Source organism: Sphingomonas sp. PAMC 26605, from assembly GCF_000241485.1.
Taxonomy (GTDB): Bacteria; Pseudomonadota; Alphaproteobacteria; order Sphingomonadales; family Sphingomonadaceae; genus Sphingomonas.
This window is the reverse complement of sequence record NZ_JH584241.1, coordinates 2,734,674-2,754,400: the sequence shown is the minus strand read 5'-3', so window position 1 is coordinate 2,754,400 and position 19,727 is coordinate 2,734,674. Positions and strand designations below refer to the sequence as shown.

Sequence of the window (19,727 nt, the reverse complement as noted above, 5' to 3'; positions counted from 1 at the left end):
GATCGAGAGCGCCCTACCCCGGTTCGAACGATTACGCAACCATCGGGCTTAACCCCATCTACACGCATGGCGTGGAAAGGGGGATGCTCAACCTGGGGGCGGGCAGCTTTTCTATGACGGTCGACTCACGCGGCGAAACAGGGGACGCCTCACCGGCCGCCGTCCGGCCGCGCCGTGAGATGCTCAGCGGCGCGATCACGGTCGCCTCGATCCTGCTGTTCGTCGGGACCGGAAGCTCGGTGCTTTCGGCGACGCTGCGCCACTATTTCAACGGCGGGGCGGGCACCGACAAGTCGCTGGTGATCGCGCTGCTGCTCAACGTCGCGCTGATCCTGTTCGGCTGGCTGCGGCACCGCGAGCTGGCGAAGGAAGTGACGGTGCGCACCGCCGCCGAGGAACGCGCGCAGATGCTCGCGGCGCGCGATCCGCTGACCGGCTTCCTCAATCGCCGCAGCCTCGCCGAGGAAGGCGCGGCGATGTTCGTCCGCGCGCAGACACGCAACAAGGCGATGGCGCTGCTGATGCTCGATCTCGACCATTTCAAGATGGTCAACGACATGCACGGCCATGCGATCGGCGACGCCTTGCTCCAGCAGGTCGCGCTCGAGATCGCCGCGGCGATGCCCGGCGTCGCGCTCACCGCGCGCTTCGGCGGCGACGAATTCGCCTGCGCCTTCCTGTTCGACGCGGCGCATCCCGCGACGGTCGAGCGGATCGCCGAGAAGCTCGTCAGTCAGCTCGCCCAGCCGTTCCGCGTCGAGGGGCTTCAGCTCCATATCTCGGTCTCGGTCGGCATCGCACGTTCCGATTTCGATTGCCCGAGCATCGACGCGCTGATGCGTTCCGCCGACATCGCGATGTACGCCGCGAAGAATTCGGGCCGCAACCGCCTCGCCTGGTTCGACCTGTCGATGGAACGCGAATTGCAGGCGCGCAACGAGCTCGAAGTGGGTCTTCGCAACGCGATCCCGCGCGAGGAGATCGTCCCGTATTTCGAGCAGCAGATCGAGCTGCAGAGCGGGCGGCTGAGCGGGTTCGAGGTGCTCGCGCGGTGGGAGCATCCGACGCGCGGGCTGATCGTCCCCGACAAATTCATCCCGATCGCCGAGGAGACCGGGTTGATCGCCGATCTGTCGCTGTCGCTGATGCGGCAGGCGTTTCTTGCGGCGAAGGATTGGGATGCCGAGCTGTCGCTCTCGGTCAATATCTCGCCGTGCCAGTTGCGCGACGCCTGGCTCGCGCAGAAGATCATCAAGGTGCTGACCGAGACGGGTTTCCCGCCGAGCCGGCTCGAGATCGAGATCACCGAGACCGCCTTGTTCGACAATCTCCCGCTCGCCCAGTCGATCGTCGGCAGCCTCAAGAACCAGGGCATCCGGCTCGCGCTCGACGATTTCGGGACGGGCTATTCGTCGCTCGCGCATCTGCGCGCGCTGCCGTTCGACCGGATCAAGATCGACAAGAGCTTCATCATGTCGATGAACGAAAATAGCGAGAGCGCCGCGATCGTCACCGCGATCACGCGGCTGGGCGACAGCCTCAATCTGCCGATCACCGCCGAGGGGGTCGAGGATGTCCGGATCGAGGAACGGCTGCGCGCGCTCGGCTGCGGCAAGGGCCAGGGGTATCTCTACGGGCGCCCGACGAGCATCGCCAACACGCGCCGGATGCTGGCCGAGCGGCGGATGCTGCATGTGGTGGCGAGCGAGTCGGTCGAGTCTGACAGCACGGACACGCGGCGCGCGGGCTAACCCCGTCGCCCCGGCGCAGGCCGGGGCCGCTAGGTCGAGCGCGCAGCGACCGCTCCGCGTCCAACCCAGCGGCCCCGGCCTTCGCCGGGGCGACGCGAGTCGTGCGCCGTCCCTTCCGCCGCGGCGGCGCGCGATCCATGGACTTACCACCCCACGCCCCCTAGATCGCGCAACTCATGCCCGTCCCACAGATCATCTCCCTCGGCTGCCGCCTCAACATCGCCGAAAGCGAGGCGATCCGCGCGCTCGTCGGCGGGCGCGACCTGGTCGTCGTCAACAGCTGCGCGGTCACCAACGGCGCCGTCGCCGAGACGCGCAAGGCGATCCGCCGCGCGCGCGCCGAGCGGCCCTCGGCGCAACTGGTGGTGACCGGGTGCGCGGCGCAGATCGACCCGGCGAGCTTCGCCGCGATGCCCGAGGTCGACCGCGTGCTCGGCAATGCCGAGAAACTGACGTCGCACGCCTGGGAAGCGTCCGACCCCGTCATCGTCGGCGACATACTGCGCGTTCGCGACACCGCGCCGCACTTGGCCCCAGCCTTCGCCGCGCACGCCCGCGCGTTCGTCGAGGTACAGAATGGCTGCGACCATCGCTGCACCTTCTGCGTGATCCCGTACGGCCGCGGCAACAGCCGCTCGGTGCCCGCGGGCGCGGTGATCGAGCGGATCGCGGGTCTCGTCGATGCCGGCCACCGCGAGATCGTGCTGACCGGGGTCGATCTCACCAGCTACGGTCCCGATCTGCCCGGCGCGCCGAGCCTTGGGCTGCTGGTCGAGCGGATCCTCCGGCATGTGCCGGCGCTCGAGCGGCTGCGGCTGTCGTCACTCGACGGGATCGAGATCGACGATCGCCTGTTCGCGCTGCTGACGCAGGAGCCGCGGGTGATGCCGCACGTCCATCTGTCGCTGCAGGCAGGCAACGACCTGATCCTCAAGCGCATGAAGCGCCGCCATTCGCGTGGTGAAAGCGTCGCTTTGGTCGAGCGGCTCAAGGCGGCCCGCGCGGAGATTGCGATCGGCGCCGATCTGATCGCGGGCTTCCCGACCGAGGATGACGCGATGTTCGCCGACACGCTCGCGCTGATCGACGATTGCGACGTGGTCCACGCGCATATCTTCCCCTATTCGGAGCGCGACGGCACGCCCGCCGCGCGGATGCCGGCAGTGCCCGTACCGGTCCGCAAGGCGCGCGCGGCGCTGCTGCGCGTGGCTGGCGCGCGGCGCAAGGCAGCGTGGCTCGGCGGGCTGGTCGGCACAACGCAGGACGTGCTGGTCGAACGGCCGGGTGACCGCGGGCACTCTGGAAATTTCGCCGAAATCCGCTTCGATCCGCAAGCCGTCGGGACGGTGCAAAAACTCCGCATCGTCGACACCGACGGCAGGACGCTCCGCGCCATTCCCCTCGCTGCCCCCCCGGCGAAGGCCGGGGCCCAGTCGCGGGACGTTCCTAGCGACGCGCAGCACTCGCCCACTACCGCCGTTTCTCCTGGGCCCCGGCCTTCGCCGGGGAAGCATCAATCAACCGGAATCCCCGCATGACCCCCACCTGGCACGAAAAACTCCTTGGCGGGTTCAAGCGCACCTCCGACCGGCTGCTCGGCAATCTCGCCGGGCTCGGCACCGGTCCGCTCGACCAGGCGACGCTCGACGAAATCGAGGAGGCGCTGATCGCCTCCGACCTCGGCCCGCAGACCGCCGCGCGGATCCGTCATCGCCTCTCGACCGGGGTGTTCGAACGCGACATGGAGGATCTCGGCATCCGCCTGGTCGTCGCCGAGGAGATCGAGAAGGTGCTCGATACCGTCGCCAAGCCGCTCGAGATCACCGGCTTCCCGCGCCCGCACGTCATCCTGGTGATCGGTGTCAACGGCTCGGGCAAGACGACGACGATCGCCAAGCTCGCGCATCTGCTGAAGGAGCAGGATTACGGCGTGATGCTGGCGGCGGGCGACACGTTCCGTGCCGCTGCGATCGGCCAGCTCGCGACCTGGGCCGAGCGCGCCGGCGTTCCGATCATCAGCGGCAAGGAAGGCGGCGACGCCGCGGGGATCGTCTACGAAGCGGTCAAGCAGGCGACCGCGACCGGGATCGACGTGCTGATCGTCGACACCGCCGGCCGCCTCCAGAACAAGCGCGAGCTGATGGACGAACTGTCGAAGATCCGCCGCGTGCTCGGCCGGCTCAACGTCGATTCGCCGCACGACGTCCTGCTCGTGCTCGACGCGACGACGGGCCAGAACGCGCTCAGCCAGATCGAGGTGTTCAAGAAGGACGCCGGCGTCACCGGCCTCGTCATGACCAAGCTCGACGGCACCGCGCGCGGCGGCGTGCTCGTCGCGGCGGCCGAGCAATACGGCCTGCCGATCCACGCGATCGGCGTCGGCGAGGGGATGGGCGATCTGCGCCCGTTCGACGCAAACGAGGTTGCACGGATCATCGCCGGCGTGGAAGGGGTCCGCAAATGACCTCCACCACCAAGCAGCCGCTCGGCGCGGGCCAGCGCCTGGCGATCGACATCGGGCCGATCGTGGTCTTCTTCCTTGTCAATTTCCTCACGCCCGGTCTCGACATAGTCAAAGTGATAGCGGGGACGGCCGCGTTCATGATCGCGAGCATCGCGGCGATGATCTACGCGCTGGTCCGCACGGGCCGGATCTCGCCGATGCTGTGGCTGACCGGGACGCTGGTGCTCGTGTTCGGCGGGCTGACGCTCTATTTCCACAACAAGGAATTCATCCAGATCAAGCCGACGGTGATCTATGCGATGCTGTCGGCGATCCTGGTGTTCGGCCTCGTCACCGGCCGGCCGCTGCTCAGCCTGTTCCTCGAAGCGGCCTATCCCGGCCTCAACGAGACCGGCTGGCGCAAGCTGACGATCAACTGGGCGGTATTCTTCGCCTTCCTCGCGGTGCTCAACGAGGTCGTCCGGCACGAATTCAGCTATGCCTTCTGGCTCGGCTTCAAGCTGTGGGGCGTGATCCCGCTGACGCTGATTTTCGCCTTCGCCAACGTGCCGATGCTGATGAAGCACGGTTTCAGCACGCAGGACGAGCCGCCGGTCCCGCCGCAGGAGTGATCCGCGTCGACCAAGCGAGCTGACCGTCACCCCGCGCTTGTTGCGATGACGTGGATACTCAGGCGGATACCTGCAAATCGCGGGGGAGAGCCCCCGGCTCGATCCCCCGCACGATCGTGTCGCCGTTGCCGGTCTTACCGGCGGCCAACCTCTTCCATCGTTTCTTTTATGATCCGGCGCTACGACAGCGATTCGGCTATATCAGGCGCGGGACCAAAAAAAAGGCCGGTCTTTCGACCGGCCGTGAAAGTTTTAGGAGAGGATGCCTGAAAGGCACAGTCTTTGTGCAGTGCAGCAGATCTTTTAGCAATTGCAATGATTGCGCTACCAACTGCGTAAAACGCAATCGTAACGGCCTCCGCTCCTTTTCAGTGCCTTAGGCCGCGTCGAACCGCTTGCCGGCCTCGTCCCAGTTCACGACGTTCCACCACGCCTTCAGATAGCCGGGGCGATCGTTCATGTAGGTCAGATAGTAAGCGTGTTCCCACACGTCGTTGCCGAGGATCGGCGTGCCCTTGTCCTTGGCGTCGTCCATCAGCGGATTGTCCTGATTCGGCGTCGACACGACCTTGAGCGCGCCGCTTTCGTCCTTGATCACCCACGCCCAGCCCGAACCGAACTGGCCCGCACCCTTGGTGTTGAAATCGTCCTTGAGCTTGTCGAGGCCGCCATACGCGGTGATCGCCTCGGCGAGCGCACCCGAAGGCTGGGTCGAACCGGCCGGCGCCATGATCTTCCAGAAGAAGTCGTGGTTCCAGAAACCGCCGCCATTGTTGCGCACCAGCGGCGGCAGCGTCGAGATCATGCCGAGGATCTCCTCGATCGTCTTGCCCTCGAGCTTGGGGTCGGCCGCGACGCCTTCGTTGAGCTTGGCGGTGTAGGCCGCGTGATGCTTGTCGTGATGGAAGGTCATCGTCTCCTTCGAGATCGTCGGCTCCAGCGCGTCATAGGCATAAGGCAGCGGGGGAAGTTCGAAAGCCATGGGTCTTCTCCTTTAGAGCTCGAGACGCAAACGTCAGGCCCGGCAAATGGGTCCGGCCGGCTCGTTACGCAACCGATTCCGTCGCGGCACCGGAAATCAAGCCGTGCCGCTTCAAAGCGTGGCGCAACTGGTCGTAGCTGAGCCCCAGCGCCTCGGCGGTAGCGCGCTGATTGAAGCGGTTTTCCGCCATTGCCGCCTGCAGCATCTCGCACTCGAAACGCGCGAGCCGCGACTTGTAGTCCATCGGCAGATCGGCCGGCGCCGGTGCGGGCGGCGCGGCAGCCGGAGCCGCGGGCGCGGCGGGGCTCGCCGCGGGAAGCGGTTGCGCAGTCGCGGGCCGGTGCGGCGAGTGGAACGGATCGAACTGGATCGCGTCGATCGGCCCGTCGAGATCCCAGCGATACACCGCGCGCTCGACGACGTTGCGCAGTTCGCGCACGTTGCCCGGCCATGGGTAGGCGACCAGCGCCGCTTCGGCCAGCTTGGTGAAGCCCGGCCAGCTGTCGCGACCCAGCTCGGAGGCCATGCGCCGCCCGAAATGCTCGGCGAGCAGCAGGATGTCGTCGATCCGCGCGCGCATCGGCGGCAGCGTCACGACCTCGAAACTCAATCGATCGAGCAGATCGGCGCGGAACTGGTGCCGCGCGACCTTGTCGGGCAAATGCTCGTTGGTCGCCGCGACGATGCGGACATCGACGCGCATCGGCCGCGACGAGCCGATCCGCGTCACCTCGCCATATTCGACCGCGCGCAGCAGCCGATCCTGCGCCGCCATCGACAGCGTGCCCAGCTCGTCGAGGAACAGCGTGCCGCGATGCGCCTCCTCGAACCGCCCTGCCCGCGCCTTGGTGGCGCCGGTGAACGCGCCGGCTTCGTGACCGAACAGTTCGGCCTCGATCAGCGTCTCGGGCAAAGCCGCGCAGTTCATGATGACGAGCGGCTGATCCCAGCGCGGGGAGAGGCGATGCAGACGCTCGGCGACGAGTTCCTTGCCCGTCCCGCGCTCGCCGATGACGAGCACCGGCCGGTCGAGCGCCGCCGCGCGGCTGGCGAGTTCGAGCGCATCGAGAAACGCGCCCGAATGGCCGATCACCTGGGTCGTTCGTTCCATTGCCAACGCTTGGCGTAAAATCCCAAGCCTTGGCAAGTGTGTTTTTCTTATACCACACTAGGAACGGCGCAAATCCGCCATTTCGAAAACTGGCACGCTCCCTGCAGAGCTCTTGGCATCGCCCCACCGGGCACCGTTGTTCCGCCAAGGAGACCCGCCATGACCACCGAATACAAATCACGCAGCTCGCTCGCCCAGATCGCCGTCGCCCTCGTCGCCACCATGCTGATCGGGTCGGTCGCGCTGGTCGGCACCGTCGGTCAGGCGAGCGCCGCGCCGTACCAGATCGCCGCCCAGCCCCACGGGTGAGGCGATCCGCGGCGGGGGCCCCACTCCCGCCGCGGCACACTTTTCGTAAACGACCGCGTACCCCCCGAAGGAGTAACACCATGGGCATCTTCAGCCGAACCCGCGACATCGTCGCCGCTAATTTCACCGATCTGCTCGACAAGGCCGAAGACCCCGCGAAGATGATCCGCATGATCATCCTCGAGATGGAGGAAACGCTGGTCGAGGTCCGCGCCTCCGCCGCGCGTACGATCGCCGACCAGAAGGAAATGCGCCGCCACATCGGCAAGCTTGGCAGCCTGCAGGAGAGCTGGACCGAAAAGGCCGAGCTCGCGCTGTCGAAGGGCCGCGAGGACCTCGCCAAGGCCGCTCTGGTCGAAAAGCAGAAGGCCGCCGACATGGCCGAGCAGTTGAGCGGCGAGATCGCCGTGCTCGACGACGCCCTGCGCGGTTCGGAAGAGGACATCGCCAAGCTCACCGGCAAGCTGCGCGAAGCGCGCACGCGCCAGAACTCGATCGCGACGCGGCTCGAGAGCGCGCAGAACCGCTTCAAGCTGCGCGACCTCTACGCCGGTCCCAAGATGCAGGACGCGTTCAGCCGCTTCGAGATCATGGAGCGCCGCGTCGATATGGCCGAAGGCCGCGCCGAGGTCGCCGGCTTCGGCGCCCCGCCCAAGACGCTCGACGAGGAAATCGCCGAACTCAAGTCGGCCGAGAAGGTCGAGGCCGAGCTCGCCGCGATGAAGGCCCGCGTCGGCCCGAGCACTGGCGGGGACAGCTGAGATGGAGGACGTCTTGGTCCCGATCGTCGTCATCCCCGCGATCTTCATCGGAATGCCTTGGATCATCCTGCACTACATCACCAAGTGGCGGCAGGCGCCCAAGATCACCAACGAAGACGAGAAGCTGCTCGACGAGCTCTACTCGCTCGCCCGCCGGCTCGAGGAGCGCCTCGGCACGGTCGAGCGGATCATCGCCGCCGATCATCCCGAATGGCGCGTCAGCCTGCCGCTCGCCGAGCCTTCGCCCACCCCTTACGATCCAGCACGGAGGAACTGAAATGTCCGCCAGCCGCACCAAATTCTACCTCGACAAGCAGAACAGCAAATGGCTGGGGGTCTGCTCGGGGATCGCCGATTACACCGGCATCGACGTGACGCTCGTCCGCGTCGGTACCGCGATGCTGACGCTGGTCACCAGCGGCTGGGTGTTGCTGGCGTACATCGTCATCGCCTGCGTCGCCGACAAGAAGCCGCTCGGCCTCTACGACAGCGCCGAGGACGCGAAATTCTGGCAGGGCGTGCGCGCCAACCCGACCCGCTCGACCGCCGAGGTCCGCTCGACGTTCCGCGATATCGACCGCCGCCTTGCCGACATCGAGACGATGTACGTCAGCCGCAATTCACGCCTCGCCGACGAGATCGACAGCCTGCGCTGATCGTATCCGGGGGGCACAACAGGGGAAGAATATCATGAGCAGTCATCTCGGCATGTTGATCCCGCTCGCGGCGATCACGATCGGTCCGATCGCCTGGACCGTCAACACCTGGGTCCGCGCCAAGCACGGCTACCCGATCGAGACCAAGAAGGGCCAGTTGATCGGCCGCGACGGCGATCTCACCACCAGCCGCCAGACCGAATTGCTGGTCGCCGAGAACGAGAAGCTGCACGGCCAGATCAGCCGGCTCGAGGAGCGCCTTGCGGTGCTCGAACGCATCGCCACCGATCCCGCCGAGCGTGTCTCGCGCGAAATCGACGCGCTGCGCTGACACCCGAAAGGACACGGCCATGGGCTTCAACATCGCGCTGCTGATCCCGATCTTCGCCGTCAGCATCCCGCTCTGCGCGGTGATCGGCATCTTCATCGTCCGCCCGTGGCTGCGCCATCAGGAGCGCCGGATGGAGATCGAGGCGTCGCTGGTCGCCGAGAAAGCCGCACAATATGCCGCGCAGACCGAACGGCTCGAACAGCGCGTCCGCGTGCTCGAACGGATCATCACCGACCGCGGCGTCGATCTCTCGCACGAGATCGACCGGCTGCGCGACGCACCGCTCAACTGACTCCATACAAACGCACTCTTTCTCCCCGAGGATATCATGATCGCATTCTTTATCGTGCTCGCCGTCGTCACGGCGGGGGGTGTCTGGGCGACCGAAAGCATCGACCGCCCACGCCGCCGCAAGCTGCGCGAAGCCGCCGTCCCCGCCGAATAAGCCCGTTCCACCCTTTTGCAGGAGTGACCCCTATGAACCCGTTTGAAATGGTCGTCGCGATCATCGTCGTCGTCACGATCGGCCGCGTCGCGATGGCGCGCTACGGCGTGGTCCGCAGCAGGCATGGCGAGGACCTCCGCTTCCGCGACGATCCCGCGGCGCAGGCCGAGAACGACCGGCTGCGCGACGAGCTGCGGGCGATGAAGGAGCGGCTCGCCGTGCTCGAACGCCTCGCCACCGACAGCAACGACAGCGGCGCCCGCCTCGATCGTGAGATCGAGAAGCTGCGCGACCACCAAGACCCACGGCCATAAGCGATGACGCATTTCACAGGAGCAGGGATGATGACCGACCCGACCTTCTACATCACCATGGCGACCGCGGGGCTCGCGGGCCTTGCGATGCTGACCTTCGCCACGCTGACCGGCTGGCGCGGCTGGCTCGCCTTCAAGCAGCAGGAGCTGCATGCCTTCGGCGACCCATCGCCGACGCCATCGCTGCCCAACGCGAGCGCGCGGATCGAGATCGCCGACTTGAAGGAGCGCATCCGCAAGCTGGAGGCGATCGCGGCTGGGGTGGATCTGTAACTATCTAGCCCCTCCCCTTCAGGGGAGGGGTTGGGGTGGGGCCGTGCCGCGAACCGTGCGCAGGCAGTCTCGGTGAGACCTCCCCCACCCCCATCCCCTCCCCTAAAGGGGAGGGGCGAAAAAGGTGACGAAGCCGGCACGAGGCGACTATAGCCACCCCATGCAAACGCTCGCCGACCTCGAATCCGATTACAGCTTCCTCGATGCGGACGACCGCTACCGGCTCCTGATCGATCTCGGGCGCGAGCTCGAGCCGATGCCCGACGCGCTCAAGACCGACGCGACGCTGGTGCGGGGATGCTCGGCGTCGGTATGGGTCTATCCGATGGCGAAGGACGACGGCACGCTGCATTTCCTCGCCGATTCGAACGCGGCGATCACCAAGGGGATCATCGCGCTCGTGCTGCTCGCGGTGCAGGACCGGCCCGCCGCGACGATCCTCGCCACCGACATCCCCGCCGAACTCGCGCCGTTCGACCTCAAAAGCCAGCTCAGCTCGAATCGCACGCAGGGCATCCCCAACATGATCGCGCTGATCCGCGAGACCGCGGCGCGCTATACCGCCTGAACTTGCCGGGCGCCGCACCCCGTATTGGCGACCTCGCGACCGATATGCGGGATCTCGACGCGGAAGCAGGCGCGCCCGCCCGGTTGCGGAAAGATCGCGGTGCCGCCCAATTGCCGCGCCATCGATCCGAACAGGCGAAAGCCAAGGCTGCCCGCGCCGCTGGGCGCGCCCGGCGGTAGCCCGGCGCCATCGTCATCGACCGTCAGCGTCAGACGGTCGGAAGTCTGCTCGAGGACGATCGAGATCCGCGTCGCGCCCGCGGCGCAGCCATGTTTGAACGCGTTGGTGACGAGTTCGTTCGCGATCAGCGCGAGCGGCAGCGCGACCTCGGCCGACAACTCGACCGCGACTGCGCGAACATCGACGACCACCGCGTCGCCCCGCAAGGATGCCGATACGTCGGCGCACAATTGCTCGAGATAGGCGCCGAACGCGATCACGCCGAGCTGGTGGCTCTTGTGCAGCCGCTCGTGAACGCGCGCGATCGCGGTCACGCGGTCGCCGGCTTCCTCGAGCGCGGCCCGCGTTTCGCACGACGCCGAGGCCCGGCGTTGGATCGCGAGCAGCGAACTGACGATCATCAGGCTGTTCTTGACGCGATGATCGATCTCGCGCGCGAGCAGGTCCTTTTCGGCGAGCGCGCGGCGATATTCGGTAATGTCGGTCGCCAGCCCGAAGACGCGCGTGGACTCGCTGACAGGATCACGCCCGAGAAACGCGCGATCATGGATGATCCGCTCGCTCCCGTCTTCGCAGCAGAGGCGATATTCGGTATCGGTCGGATAGCCGGCCCGCTGCCGCGCGACGGCCGCGGTGACCTTCGCTCGATCGTCGGGATGGATGACGCGGGTGAAGCTCATCAGATCTTCATAGAGCTCGGCGCGGGGTCGCCCCCAGACGCGTTCATAGGCCTTGCTGACGTACGAGATCCGCGCTTCGTCGAGTTCGTGGATGTAGAAGACTTCGCTGATCGTCTCGCCGAGTTGCCGAAAGGCGCGCTCGCTGTGCCGCAGGCGCTCGGCCTCGCGGTGCTGATCGGTGATGTCGCGGACCAGCAGCAGAAGGTTGCCATCGGGCACCGGAACGCAGCGCGTTTCAAGCCAGGCAACGCCGCCGCACGACAGGGTGTGGGCTTGCTCGATTCGCCGCGGCGAGCGCTTACGCATCGCCTCCACGATGGACTGCCCGAGAGCCGTGTGCTCGCATTCGGGATAAGCGTCCCAATAGGATCGGCCGATGACCGCGTCGCGCTGGCGCCCATCGGTCCGCAGCGCCCGATCGTCGATGTCGAGAATGATGAAGTCGAACGACAGCAAACAGATGCCTTGGTCGATACTGTCGAACACCAGCGGTGCCAGCCGAGAGTCTCCAAAACAGCGTGACGCCATATTCGGTGCTGAAATGACGCTCTCACACAGGGCTGTCGTCATACGTATCACAACTTTCACACAAGTCGCTCATCCGCACTATCAGCTACACTATAACGCCGACGATCCTTACGCAAATACACTGTGGTGCGGCCGGTATATCAACTGCTTGGGCGCGATGGTCGCGATTCGTACCGTTTGCATCGCGCAATCACCAGACGCTGAGCGCGAGCCGCGCATCCGAATCGCGCGCGACATGTGTCAAATCGACTTGACGAAAGGGCCGATCTGGCCAAGTTTACCTCACGATACGAACACCGCAGGATGGTGCCGGTCAGGAGAGTGATGATGCAAAGCCACAATGAGGATCGACGCCCGTCGAATTTCCATCGGCGCGATGCCTGGCACATTTGTCAGGCCGTAATTGCGGTAGCGGCGTTCGCCGGAGCCTTCTGGTCGATCGGCCTTCTGTAACCGCTTACGCGATACGAAGCTCTGTCGGATCGGGGCGTGAGGCCTCGTTCGGGTCCGTGACGACGCGCGCGTCGCGGGTTTGCCCGAGGCCGAGTTCGGCCGCCACCTTAGCGGCGGGCAGGCCTTGCTCGACGAGCAGCCACGTGCCCGGCGCGGCGCCGTTGACCACCGTCACGCTGCCGCGGGGACAAACGCCGAGGCATTTGACCTCGATGATCCCGACCGCCCCCTTGCGCCCCTTGCCGACGCCGAGTTCCTCGCGCGGCGCCTTGGCGAGCCCCGTCTTGCCTTTCGCCCCGAAGCCGCCGCCGAGCTTTTTCGAACATTTCTTGCAGACCAGAATGGTGTTCGACCAGTCCGAGCGGACGGTCTTCACCCTTCGGGCTTCCACTGCCGCTGCTCCTCGGCGGCCCTGAGCACGTCATACGCCGCCTGGATCGCCAGGAAGCGCGCCGCGGCCTCCTTGTCGCCGGGGCGGACATCGGGGTGGTTCGACTTGGCGAGCCTGCGCCAGGCGAGCCGCACCGCGTCGAAATCGGCATCGACCTCGAGCTCGAGCAGCTCGAGCGCGCGCATCTCGTCGCGCGAGCGGCTGCCGTCGCCCGGCCCGGCCCACTGATTGGTGCGCGATTCGGTATAGCCCTCGGCGGTCTGCGTCTCGGCGCGCTCGCGCTCGGCGGCCTCTTCGGCGCTCAGGCCTTCGAAGTAGTTCCAGCCGCGATTATACTCGCCGGCGTGGACCTGGCAGAAATACCAGCGCTCGGGGCTGTTGGGCGATTTCGGCGCGGGGCAATCGCCCTTTTCGGTGCAGCCATGGCGGTCGCACAGCCGCACGGTCGCCGCTTCGGTGCTCGCCTCGCCATAAGCGCGCCAGCGCGGAAAACCCCAGTCGACCGATCGTGATGATGTACGCGCCATAGCGGGCCATCTAAGCATCGCGGTGCGATAGCGCCATGACGCTTTTGTGAAACCCATATGAAAATGCGCCAGAGGGTCTGTAAGCCGGGTTCTGTCCCCCCCGTCGTGCGACGGGGATAGGCGACCATTCCTCTAGGACGACGTTTGCACGCCGCCTCAAGCAATCAACCCGGATGACGAGCCGGAACGAGGCCCATGTGCCATCCCTATTCGATCTTGCTCCCGGTGGGGTTTACCATGCCGCTTCGGTTACCCGTCGCGCGGTGCGCTCTTGCCGCACCCTTTCACCCTTGCCTGTTCCTCCGAAAAGGACATCGGCGGTCTGCTCTCTGTGGCACTGTCCCTGGGGTCACCCCCGCCGGGCGTTACCCGGCACCGTCGTTCCGCGGAGCCCGGACTTTCCTCGCGTATCCAAAGATACCCGCGGCCGCCCGACCCTCTGGCTGCGGGTTCCTTAGTCGTCCCCTTGCGGCTTTGGCAACAGCAGTGCGAGCAGGATGCTGCGGCATTCGCCGTCGATCACGCCGTCGATCAGTTCGGGGCGGAAGCGCCGCTGGAACGCGACGACTGCGGCGAGCTTGTCGCGCACGTCATAGCCGAAGCGCTCGAGCGCGACGAGGAAGCCGGCATCGGTCCACAGCGGATCGAGCAGCTTCTTGGTCGGCCGCGGCAAAGCGAGCCGCACCTTGGCGAGCCGGTTCCACGGGAACAGCTCGCCCGGATCCTGCTTGCGCGTCGGCGCGATGTCGGAATGGCCGACGACATTGCCGCGGGAAATGCGGTAGCGGTCCTTGATCCCCGAAACGAGCGGGATCAGCGCGTCGATCTGCTGCTCCATGAAGGGGCGATAGCCGAATTCGTGTCCCGGATTGACGATCTCGATCCCGATGCTTGCCGAATTGACGTCTTCGATCCCACGCCAGCACGACTGGCCGGCATGCCAGGCGCGCTTGTCCTCGGGCACCATGCGCAGCACCTGGCCATCCTCGGCGACGAGATAATGCGCCGAGACCTTCGCTTCGGGGTCCCGCAGCCGGTCGATCGCCGCCTGTGCGCTCTGCATGCCGGTATAATGCAGCACGATGATCGAGACGGGGAGCGATCGGTCGTCGAAATTGGGCGAGGGCGTATCGATGATCGTCATGGGAAATCCCTGCGCAAGCCAAACCAGAGCTTAAGCACGGACACGCGCGACAAGAAACCCCGTCAGCCGCGGGGCGCTGCCGTCAGTTCGTAGAGGCCGCGATAGTCGGGGCTGGGGCGGAACGCCTCGGTGTGCCCGATCACCGTCTCGCCGGCGCCAAGCATCAACAGGCCGCCTGGCCGCAGGATCGTCGCGAGCCGCTCGAAGATCGCGCTCCGATGCTCCGCAGTGAGATAGAGCAGGACGTTGCGACACAGGATGATGTCGAACCGGCCCTGCGGGAGCGGATCGCCGACGAGATTCATCCGGCGAAACGCGATTCGACGGACGAGATCGGGTTTGGCGACCCAATCCCCGCCATCGCTGTCGAACCACTCGATCATCCGTCGGATCGGCAGCCCGCGCTGGATCTCGAACTGCGAATAGCGTCCGCTGCGCGCACGCGCCAAGGCCGCTTCCGAGACATCGGTGGCGAGGATCTCCGGCATCGTCGCGCCGCTCAGCAGCGGATTTTCCGCGAACAGCATCGCCAGCGACAACGGCTCCTGCCCGACCGAGCACCCCGCAGACCACACCCGCAGGCGTCGCCCGGGGGGATCGACGCGCATCGCCGCAGCGGCCTTGCCGATCAGATCGAGCATCGGAGCGTCGCGGAAGAACGAGCTTTCCTGATTGAGCAGGGCGTCGGCGACCTGCGCCGCGATCGCCGGGGATCGCTGCGCCGCGAGCGCGAGCGAGTCGAGCGTGTCGAGCCCGAGATCGCGCATCAGCGGGGTCAGTTCGGTTTCGATCCGCCATGCGCGGTTGGCCGCGAGCTGTTGGCTGGTATGCGCCTCGAGGATCGCGGTCAGCACACCGGTGGCCCCGCTTGAGGACGCCCGTTGTTGCGAAGGCTGCAGTTTCGAAACGTCGCTTGTAAGGCTCATGAGGGACGTCGCCGCGCGGCGACCAAGCGGCCGATCTCGGCCGGCGGCAGCAGCGCGCTGGCGAGCCCGGCGGTGGCGATCGCGCCCGGCATGCCCCACACCACCGAACTGGCGCGATCCTGCGCGAAAAGGACCCCGCCGCGATCGGCCATGCGGCGGGCGCCCTCGCTGCCGTCGCGCCCCATCCCGCTCAGCACGATGCCGAGCGCACGCGCGCCGTAAACCTCGGCGAGGCTGTCGAACATCGGATCGACCGAGGGCATGCAGCCGCTCTTGGCCGGCTCGTGGGTAAGCCGGATCGCGGCGCCGTCGCCGGTGCTGACGACCCGCATATGCGCGTCGCCGGGCGCGACGATCGTCCGCCCGGGGCGGATCCGCATCGAATCGGTCGCGACGTCGCACGGCCGGTCCGCCATCACCGCGACCTGCGCGGCGAAGAACGGCATGAACGAACCCGGCAGATGCTGCGTGATCAGGATCGGCAGCGTGAAGCCGCGCGGGACCTCGCGCAGCAGCGTGGCGAGCGCGTGGATCCCGCCGGTCGATGCGCCGATCCCGACAATGTCGAAGCTGTGCGCCGTTTCCGGCGCAACGCCGACCGGATCGGCACCGACGCGGTACGCCGCGAGCGCCATCGGCGTCTCGAGCGGCGTCTCGATCGCCAGCAACCGCCGCAGCTTTTCGACGATCGCGACCGAGAAGCGCCCCGCGAAATCGCCGACGCCGGGCTTCATCAGCGTGTCGGCCGCGCCCAGCGCGAGCGCCTCGATCGTCGCCGCCGCGCCGTCGCTTGCCGAGGACGAGACGATCAGGACCTTCGCGCCCTGCCCCGCGATAATCAGCTCGGGCAGCGCCGCGAGCCCCGAAGTGCCCGGCATCGCGATGTCGAGCACCACCGCGTCGACCGGCGTGCGATGCAGGAACGACAGCGCCGCATCGGCATTCGACACCGCCCCCGCGACGATGAACCGTCCCGCCTCGAGCGCCCGCCCGATCACCGCGCGTGCGACCGCCGAATCATCGACGATCAGCACGCGTGGCAAGTCGTCGGCGCTACACCCGGCGATGGGGGAAGACAGCAACGGCACCGCCGCAGGCCCTCAGGCGAGGCCGACAATCTGGAGTTTGCTCTCGAGCGTTTCGCGGTCGAACGGCTTCATGACATATTCGTCGGCGCCCGCCTCGATCGCGGCGCGGATATGCGCCATGCCGTTCTCGGTGGTGCAGAACACCACCTTGGGGCGGCTCTCGATCGCGCTGTCGCGTAACGCGCGCAGGAAATCCATGCCGCTCATCACCGGCATGTTCCAGTCGAGCAATACGACGTCGGGCGCCGAGGCGAGGCACGAATCGAGCGCCTCGCGGCCATCGCCGGCTTCGGTCACGCGGAAATTGAGCGTCTCCAGGATGTGGCGGGCGACCTTGCGGATCACCTTCGAATCGTCGACGACGAGGCAGGTCTTCATGAATTCACCCTGTTTAAGCACGCTATGGCGATCCTAATCCAGAAAGCGTAAGCGTCGCGTTAATCTCACGCCGCCAGCGCGAGCCCGCGCGGTATGAGCGCGGCAAGACCGATCGCAAGGATCGGCTCGCCATCGCGCTCGACGATCCCGCGCCCCACGGTCAGCCACCCATTGTCGAGCACGATCCCGGCAGCGAGCGGCGCAAGATCGAACGGCGCGACGTCGTCGAGCGCATCGACCAGCACCGCATAATGATGCCCGTCGACGATCGTGATCACCGCGCGCGACGCGTCGCCCGAACCGGGCTCGAGCCCGAGCGCGGCGCGCGTGTCGAGCACGGTGACGACGCGGCTGCGCAGCGCGGCGAGCCCGCGGACGTGACGGTCGGCGCGCGGCACCGGGATCACGGTGCCGATATCGACCACCGATTCGACTTGGTCGGATTCGATCGCGACGGTGCGGCCGGCAATCTGGGCGATCAGGAACAGCGGCATCATCGGCCTCCAGCGGAGCGCGCGACCGCCGCCAGCACGGCCGGGCGATCATAGCGGAAAATCGTGTCGCCTGCGCCTTCGGCATCGCGCCGCAGCCGGACGACGGGGATGGTGTTCGCCGCCGGGTCGGCGTCGCTCTCCATCCGGACGAGCACGCGTGGCACCTCGCCCGGCCGCAGCGCGGCGGTGACGCGGTAGCCCGCGGCTTCGAGCACGGGCTTGAGAAAGGTCGTCATCCACGCCGATTCGGCGCTGTCGAGCAGGCATAGCGGCGCCTCGGCCTCGACCTCGCCCGCGCCGTGCGCCGAGAAGATCCAGAACAGGTCGAGCACCTCGATCTGCTCGCCGTCGAGCGCGACGACCCCCGCGATCGGCCCGACCGCGTGCGCGGCGACGATTGCGGCGGGCAGTTCGACGATGTCGAGCGCTTCCTTGATCGCATAGGCGATCTCGGTCGTACCGTCGCGCAGCCGCAGCACCGAGACCGCCGGCAGGCTCGCCCATTCGCCGAGCGCGACGAGCGGGATGATCCCGCCTTCGACCGACAGCCGCAAGCGCCCCGCCGACAGGCGGATCGCACCCGCCGCGACGGGTTCGACGCGGTCGATCACCGACAGCGGGACGATCCGGCGGCAGCCGTCGAGATCCTCGAACAGCAAGGCCTGGACGCCGGGCACCGTTTCGATCTCGGCTTCCTGGTCGGCCGCGGATGCGCGGGTGAAGACCAGCCCGGCGACCTGCGCGATCCCCGCGCAATCGAGCATCAGCATCGGCAGTCCGCTGTCGGGCAAGGTCTGGCCGGCATAGATGCCGGTCGCCATGATCGCGGGCGCGGCGGGCTTGATCACCAGTTCCTCGTGATCGAGCACGGCATCGACCGCGAGCGCGTAGCTCCCGCCCGACACGCTGACGATGACGAGCATGGCGGGATCGCGCGAGGAAAAGCCGAGCAGGTCCCCAAGGTCGATCAGCGGCATCCGCCGGTCGCGGACGGTGGCGGTGAGCGTGTCGCCGATCCGGTCGATGCGGATCGTCTGGCCGCCAACGCGGACGATCTCCTCGATCGCCTGGCGCGAGATGGCGAAACGCTGGTCGCGGACGCCGACGCCGATCGTCGACATGATCGACAGTGTCAGCGGCACGTGGATCGCGATGCGAAGCCCCGCGCCGGGCGTGTTGAACAGGTCGATCCGCCCGCCGATCTGCTCGACATTGGCGCGCACCACGTCCATCCCGACGCCGCGCCCCGAGATCGCGGTGGCGACCTGCTTGGTCGACAGGCCCGGTTCGAAGATCAGGTCGAGCTTCGCCTGCGGGCTCATCGCGCGCAGCTCAGCCTCGCTGCGCCTCCCGTCCTGCGCGATCTTGGCGATCAGCGCATCCGTGTCGATCCCGCGGCCGTCGTCGGCGATCTCTATGATGATCTGATTGCCCGATTGCCGCGCCGAGACGGCGAGCCAGCCATTTTCGCGCTTCTTGGCGAGGCGGCGCAGCGCGGGTGGTTCGATCCCATGGTCGATCGAATTGCGGATGATATGGACGAGCGGGTCGCGCATCATCTCGATCATCTCGCGGTCGAGCTCGACGTCGCTGCCCTCGATATGCAGCGTGACCGACTTGCCGAGCTCGGCGGCGGTATCGCGCACCATCCGCGGCAGCGCCGAGAACAAAGCGTCGATCTTCTGCATCCGCGTCCGCGTGACGGTGTCGCGCATCTCGGCGACGGTGAGCGACAGGCGCTCGAGCGCCGCCTCGACGCTGGGGTCGGCACCGTCGTCGCGCAAGCGGCGCGCGAGCTCGTTGCGCGCGAGCACCATGTCGGACATGCCGCTCATCATCCGGTCGAGCAGATCGACGTTCAGGCGCACACTGCGCGTCTGCGCCCGCGTCGGCACCGCGACGCTGAGCGGCGCGACCGGCTGCGCGCCGGCATCGAGCGCGGCGACGAGCAAATCCTCGCCCGAATCATCGATCGCATGCCCCGCATCGATCGCCTCGACCAGTTCGCCGATCCGATCGACGATCGCGAGCACGGCGTTGACCAATGCGGTATCCGGGGTGCGTTCGCCCGCGCGGACCGCGGCGAGCACGTCCTCGGCGGCATGGCTCAGCCGTGCCAGCCGCGGCAGGTCGAGGAACCCGCAGCTGCCCTTGACGGTGTGGACGAAGCGAAAGATCGAATCGAGCCGGTCGCGGTCGCCCGGCGCCGATTCCCATGCGACGATCTCGCCCGAGAGCGCCTGCAACGTCTCGCGCGTCTCGGCGATGAATTCCTGTAGTAGATCGTCCATGGGTCCCCGCGAAACGGTACGGGGGACCTTGCGCGGAAAATGGTTAAGGCCGGGTATAGCGGATCAAATCG

At 66.9% G+C, this 19,727-nt stretch carries 24 protein-coding genes and 1 other RNA gene; 13 read left to right on the top strand and 12 right to left on the bottom strand.

The features are described 5' to 3' along the window. Nucleotides 1-113 precede the first annotated feature (113 nt). The 4 genes from RH90_RS12910 to ispZ all read left to right on the top strand — a co-directional run bounded on the left by RH90_RS12910 (nt 114) and on the right by ispZ (nt 4,826). Entirely contained in the window at nt 114-1,751 is a 1,638-nt protein-coding gene (locus RH90_RS12910) for a putative bifunctional diguanylate cyclase/phosphodiesterase (protein ID WP_037492779.1), read from the top strand. Between the two features lie 176 nt (nt 1,752-1,927). Next, nucleotides 1,928-3,289 carry a tRNA (N(6)-L-threonylcarbamoyladenosine(37)-C(2))-methylthiotransferase MtaB gene (gene mtaB, locus RH90_RS12905; RefSeq protein WP_010186129.1) on the top strand — a complete coding sequence of 454 codons (1,362 nt, stop codon included), beginning with the start codon at nt 1,928-1,930 and terminating at the stop codon, nt 3,287-3,289. Beyond that, nucleotides 3,286-4,215, top strand: a complete 930-nt coding sequence (ftsY, locus tag RH90_RS12900; RefSeq protein ID WP_010186128.1) for a signal recognition particle-docking protein FtsY — start codon at nt 3,286-3,288, stop codon at nt 4,213-4,215. Before mtaB ends, ftsY begins: the two co-directional genes overlap by 4 nt. Further along, nucleotides 4,212-4,826 carry a septation protein IspZ gene (ispZ, locus tag RH90_RS12895; RefSeq protein ID WP_010186127.1) on the top strand — a complete coding sequence of 205 codons (615 nt, stop codon included), beginning with the start codon at nt 4,212-4,214 and terminating at the stop codon, nt 4,824-4,826. Before ftsY ends, ispZ begins: the two co-directional genes overlap by 4 nt. A 376-nt stretch (nt 4,827-5,202) precedes the next feature. On the opposite strand, the gene RH90_RS12890 is transcribed toward ispZ, so the two are convergent. Together RH90_RS12890 and pspF are read right to left on the bottom strand one after the other, a co-directional pair. Beyond that, a complete protein-coding gene (locus RH90_RS12890) occupies nt 5,203-5,808 on the bottom strand; it encodes a superoxide dismutase (protein WP_010186126.1) in 606 nt (201 codons plus the stop codon). Nucleotides 5,809-5,872: 64 nt separating this feature from the next. Further along, nucleotides 5,873-6,919, bottom strand: a complete 1,047-nt coding sequence (pspF, locus tag RH90_RS12885; RefSeq protein ID WP_010186125.1) for a phage shock protein operon transcriptional activator — start codon at nt 6,917-6,919, stop codon at nt 5,873-5,875. A gap of 159 nt (nt 6,920-7,078) precedes the next feature. Between pspF and RH90_RS23495 the strand changes: the two genes are divergently transcribed. The 9 genes from RH90_RS23495 to RH90_RS12845 all read left to right on the top strand — a co-directional run bounded on the left by RH90_RS23495 (nt 7,079) and on the right by RH90_RS12845 (nt 10,576). Beyond that, on the top strand, nt 7,079-7,228 hold the full coding sequence (locus RH90_RS23495) for a hypothetical protein (RefSeq protein ID WP_157134590.1): 150 nt from the start codon (nt 7,079-7,081) through the stop codon (nt 7,226-7,228). An 80-nt stretch (nt 7,229-7,308) separates the two neighbouring features. Then, nucleotides 7,309-7,989, top strand: coding sequence for a phage shock protein PspA (gene pspA, locus RH90_RS12880; protein WP_010186124.1), 681 nt, complete (start codon nt 7,309-7,311; stop codon nt 7,987-7,989). A gap of 1 nt (nt 7,990) precedes the next feature. Then, a complete protein-coding gene (gene pspB / locus RH90_RS12875; protein WP_010186123.1) occupies nt 7,991-8,266 on the top strand; it encodes an envelope stress response membrane protein PspB in 276 nt (91 codons plus the stop codon). A gap of 1 nt (nt 8,267) precedes the next feature. Further along, complete coding sequence (gene pspC, locus RH90_RS12870; protein ID WP_010186122.1) at nt 8,268-8,645, top strand: envelope stress response membrane protein PspC; 378 nt, start codon at nt 8,268-8,270, stop codon at nt 8,643-8,645. 34 nt (nt 8,646-8,679) lie between these two features. Beyond that, on the top strand, nt 8,680-8,976 hold the full coding sequence (locus RH90_RS12865) for a hypothetical protein (protein ID WP_010186121.1): 297 nt from the start codon (nt 8,680-8,682) through the stop codon (nt 8,974-8,976). Nucleotides 8,977-8,995: 19 nt separating this feature from the next. Beyond that, nucleotides 8,996-9,268 carry a hypothetical protein gene (locus RH90_RS12860; RefSeq protein WP_010186120.1) on the top strand — a complete coding sequence of 91 codons (273 nt, stop codon included), beginning with the start codon at nt 8,996-8,998 and terminating at the stop codon, nt 9,266-9,268. Nucleotides 9,269-9,453: 185 nt separating this feature from the next. Next, nucleotides 9,454-9,735: a hypothetical protein gene (locus tag RH90_RS12855; RefSeq protein ID WP_010186119.1), complete on the top strand. Its 282-nt coding sequence runs from the start codon at nt 9,454-9,456 to the stop codon at nt 9,733-9,735. Between the two features lie 30 nt (nt 9,736-9,765). After that, complete coding sequence (locus tag RH90_RS12850; RefSeq protein ID WP_029625295.1) at nt 9,766-10,008, top strand: hypothetical protein; 243 nt, start codon at nt 9,766-9,768, stop codon at nt 10,006-10,008. A gap of 160 nt (nt 10,009-10,168) precedes the next feature. Then, entirely contained in the window at nt 10,169-10,576 is a 408-nt protein-coding gene (locus RH90_RS12845) for a SufE family protein (RefSeq protein ID WP_010186117.1), read from the top strand. Here RH90_RS12845 and RH90_RS12840 read toward each other — a convergent pair. The 10 genes from RH90_RS12840 to RH90_RS12800 form a co-directional block, all read right to left on the bottom strand. After that, nucleotides 10,564-11,922, bottom strand: a complete 1,359-nt coding sequence (locus RH90_RS12840; protein WP_010186116.1) for a sensor histidine kinase — start codon at nt 11,920-11,922, stop codon at nt 10,564-10,566. The two genes, RH90_RS12845 and RH90_RS12840, sit on opposite strands and share 13 nt — an antisense overlap. Before the next feature lie 499 nt (nt 11,923-12,421). Next, the gene (locus RH90_RS12835) at nt 12,422-12,793 is read right to left on the bottom strand and encodes a hypothetical protein (RefSeq protein ID WP_010186114.1); all 372 of its coding nucleotides are present in this window, start codon (nt 12,791-12,793) and stop codon (nt 12,422-12,424) included. Next, nucleotides 12,790-13,335: a J domain-containing protein gene (locus RH90_RS12830; RefSeq protein ID WP_010186111.1), complete on the bottom strand. Its 546-nt coding sequence runs from the start codon at nt 13,333-13,335 to the stop codon at nt 12,790-12,792. Before RH90_RS12830 ends, RH90_RS12835 begins: the two co-directional genes overlap by 4 nt. 64 nt (nt 13,336-13,399) lie before the next feature. Beyond that, nucleotides 13,400-13,778, bottom strand: an RNA gene (gene rnpB / locus RH90_RS22180) — RNase P RNA component class A. Between the two features lie 11 nt (nt 13,779-13,789). Then, the gene (locus RH90_RS12825; protein WP_010186110.1) at nt 13,790-14,479 is read right to left on the bottom strand and encodes an N-acetylmuramoyl-L-alanine amidase; all 690 of its coding nucleotides are present in this window, start codon (nt 14,477-14,479) and stop codon (nt 13,790-13,792) included. A 62-nt stretch (nt 14,480-14,541) separates the two neighbouring features. Further along, nucleotides 14,542-15,333, bottom strand: a complete 792-nt coding sequence (locus tag RH90_RS12820) for a CheR family methyltransferase (protein ID WP_010186109.1) — start codon at nt 15,331-15,333, stop codon at nt 14,542-14,544. Between the two features lie 68 nt (nt 15,334-15,401). Beyond that, entirely contained in the window at nt 15,402-16,439 is a 1,038-nt protein-coding gene (locus RH90_RS12815) for a chemotaxis protein CheB (protein WP_010186108.1), read from the bottom strand. Nucleotides 16,440-16,505: 66 nt separating this feature from the next. After that, nucleotides 16,506-16,871: a response regulator gene (locus RH90_RS12810; RefSeq protein WP_010186107.1), complete on the bottom strand. Its 366-nt coding sequence runs from the start codon at nt 16,869-16,871 to the stop codon at nt 16,506-16,508. Nucleotides 16,872-16,936: 65 nt separating this feature from the next. After that, the gene (locus RH90_RS12805) at nt 16,937-17,365 is read right to left on the bottom strand and encodes a chemotaxis protein CheW (RefSeq protein ID WP_029625293.1); all 429 of its coding nucleotides are present in this window, start codon (nt 17,363-17,365) and stop codon (nt 16,937-16,939) included. Further along, on the bottom strand, nt 17,365-19,656 hold the full coding sequence (locus RH90_RS12800; protein ID WP_010186105.1) for a chemotaxis protein CheA: 2,292 nt from the start codon (nt 19,654-19,656) through the stop codon (nt 17,365-17,367). Before RH90_RS12800 ends, RH90_RS12805 begins: the two co-directional genes overlap by 1 nt. Between the last annotated feature and the right edge of the window lie 71 nt (nt 19,657-19,727).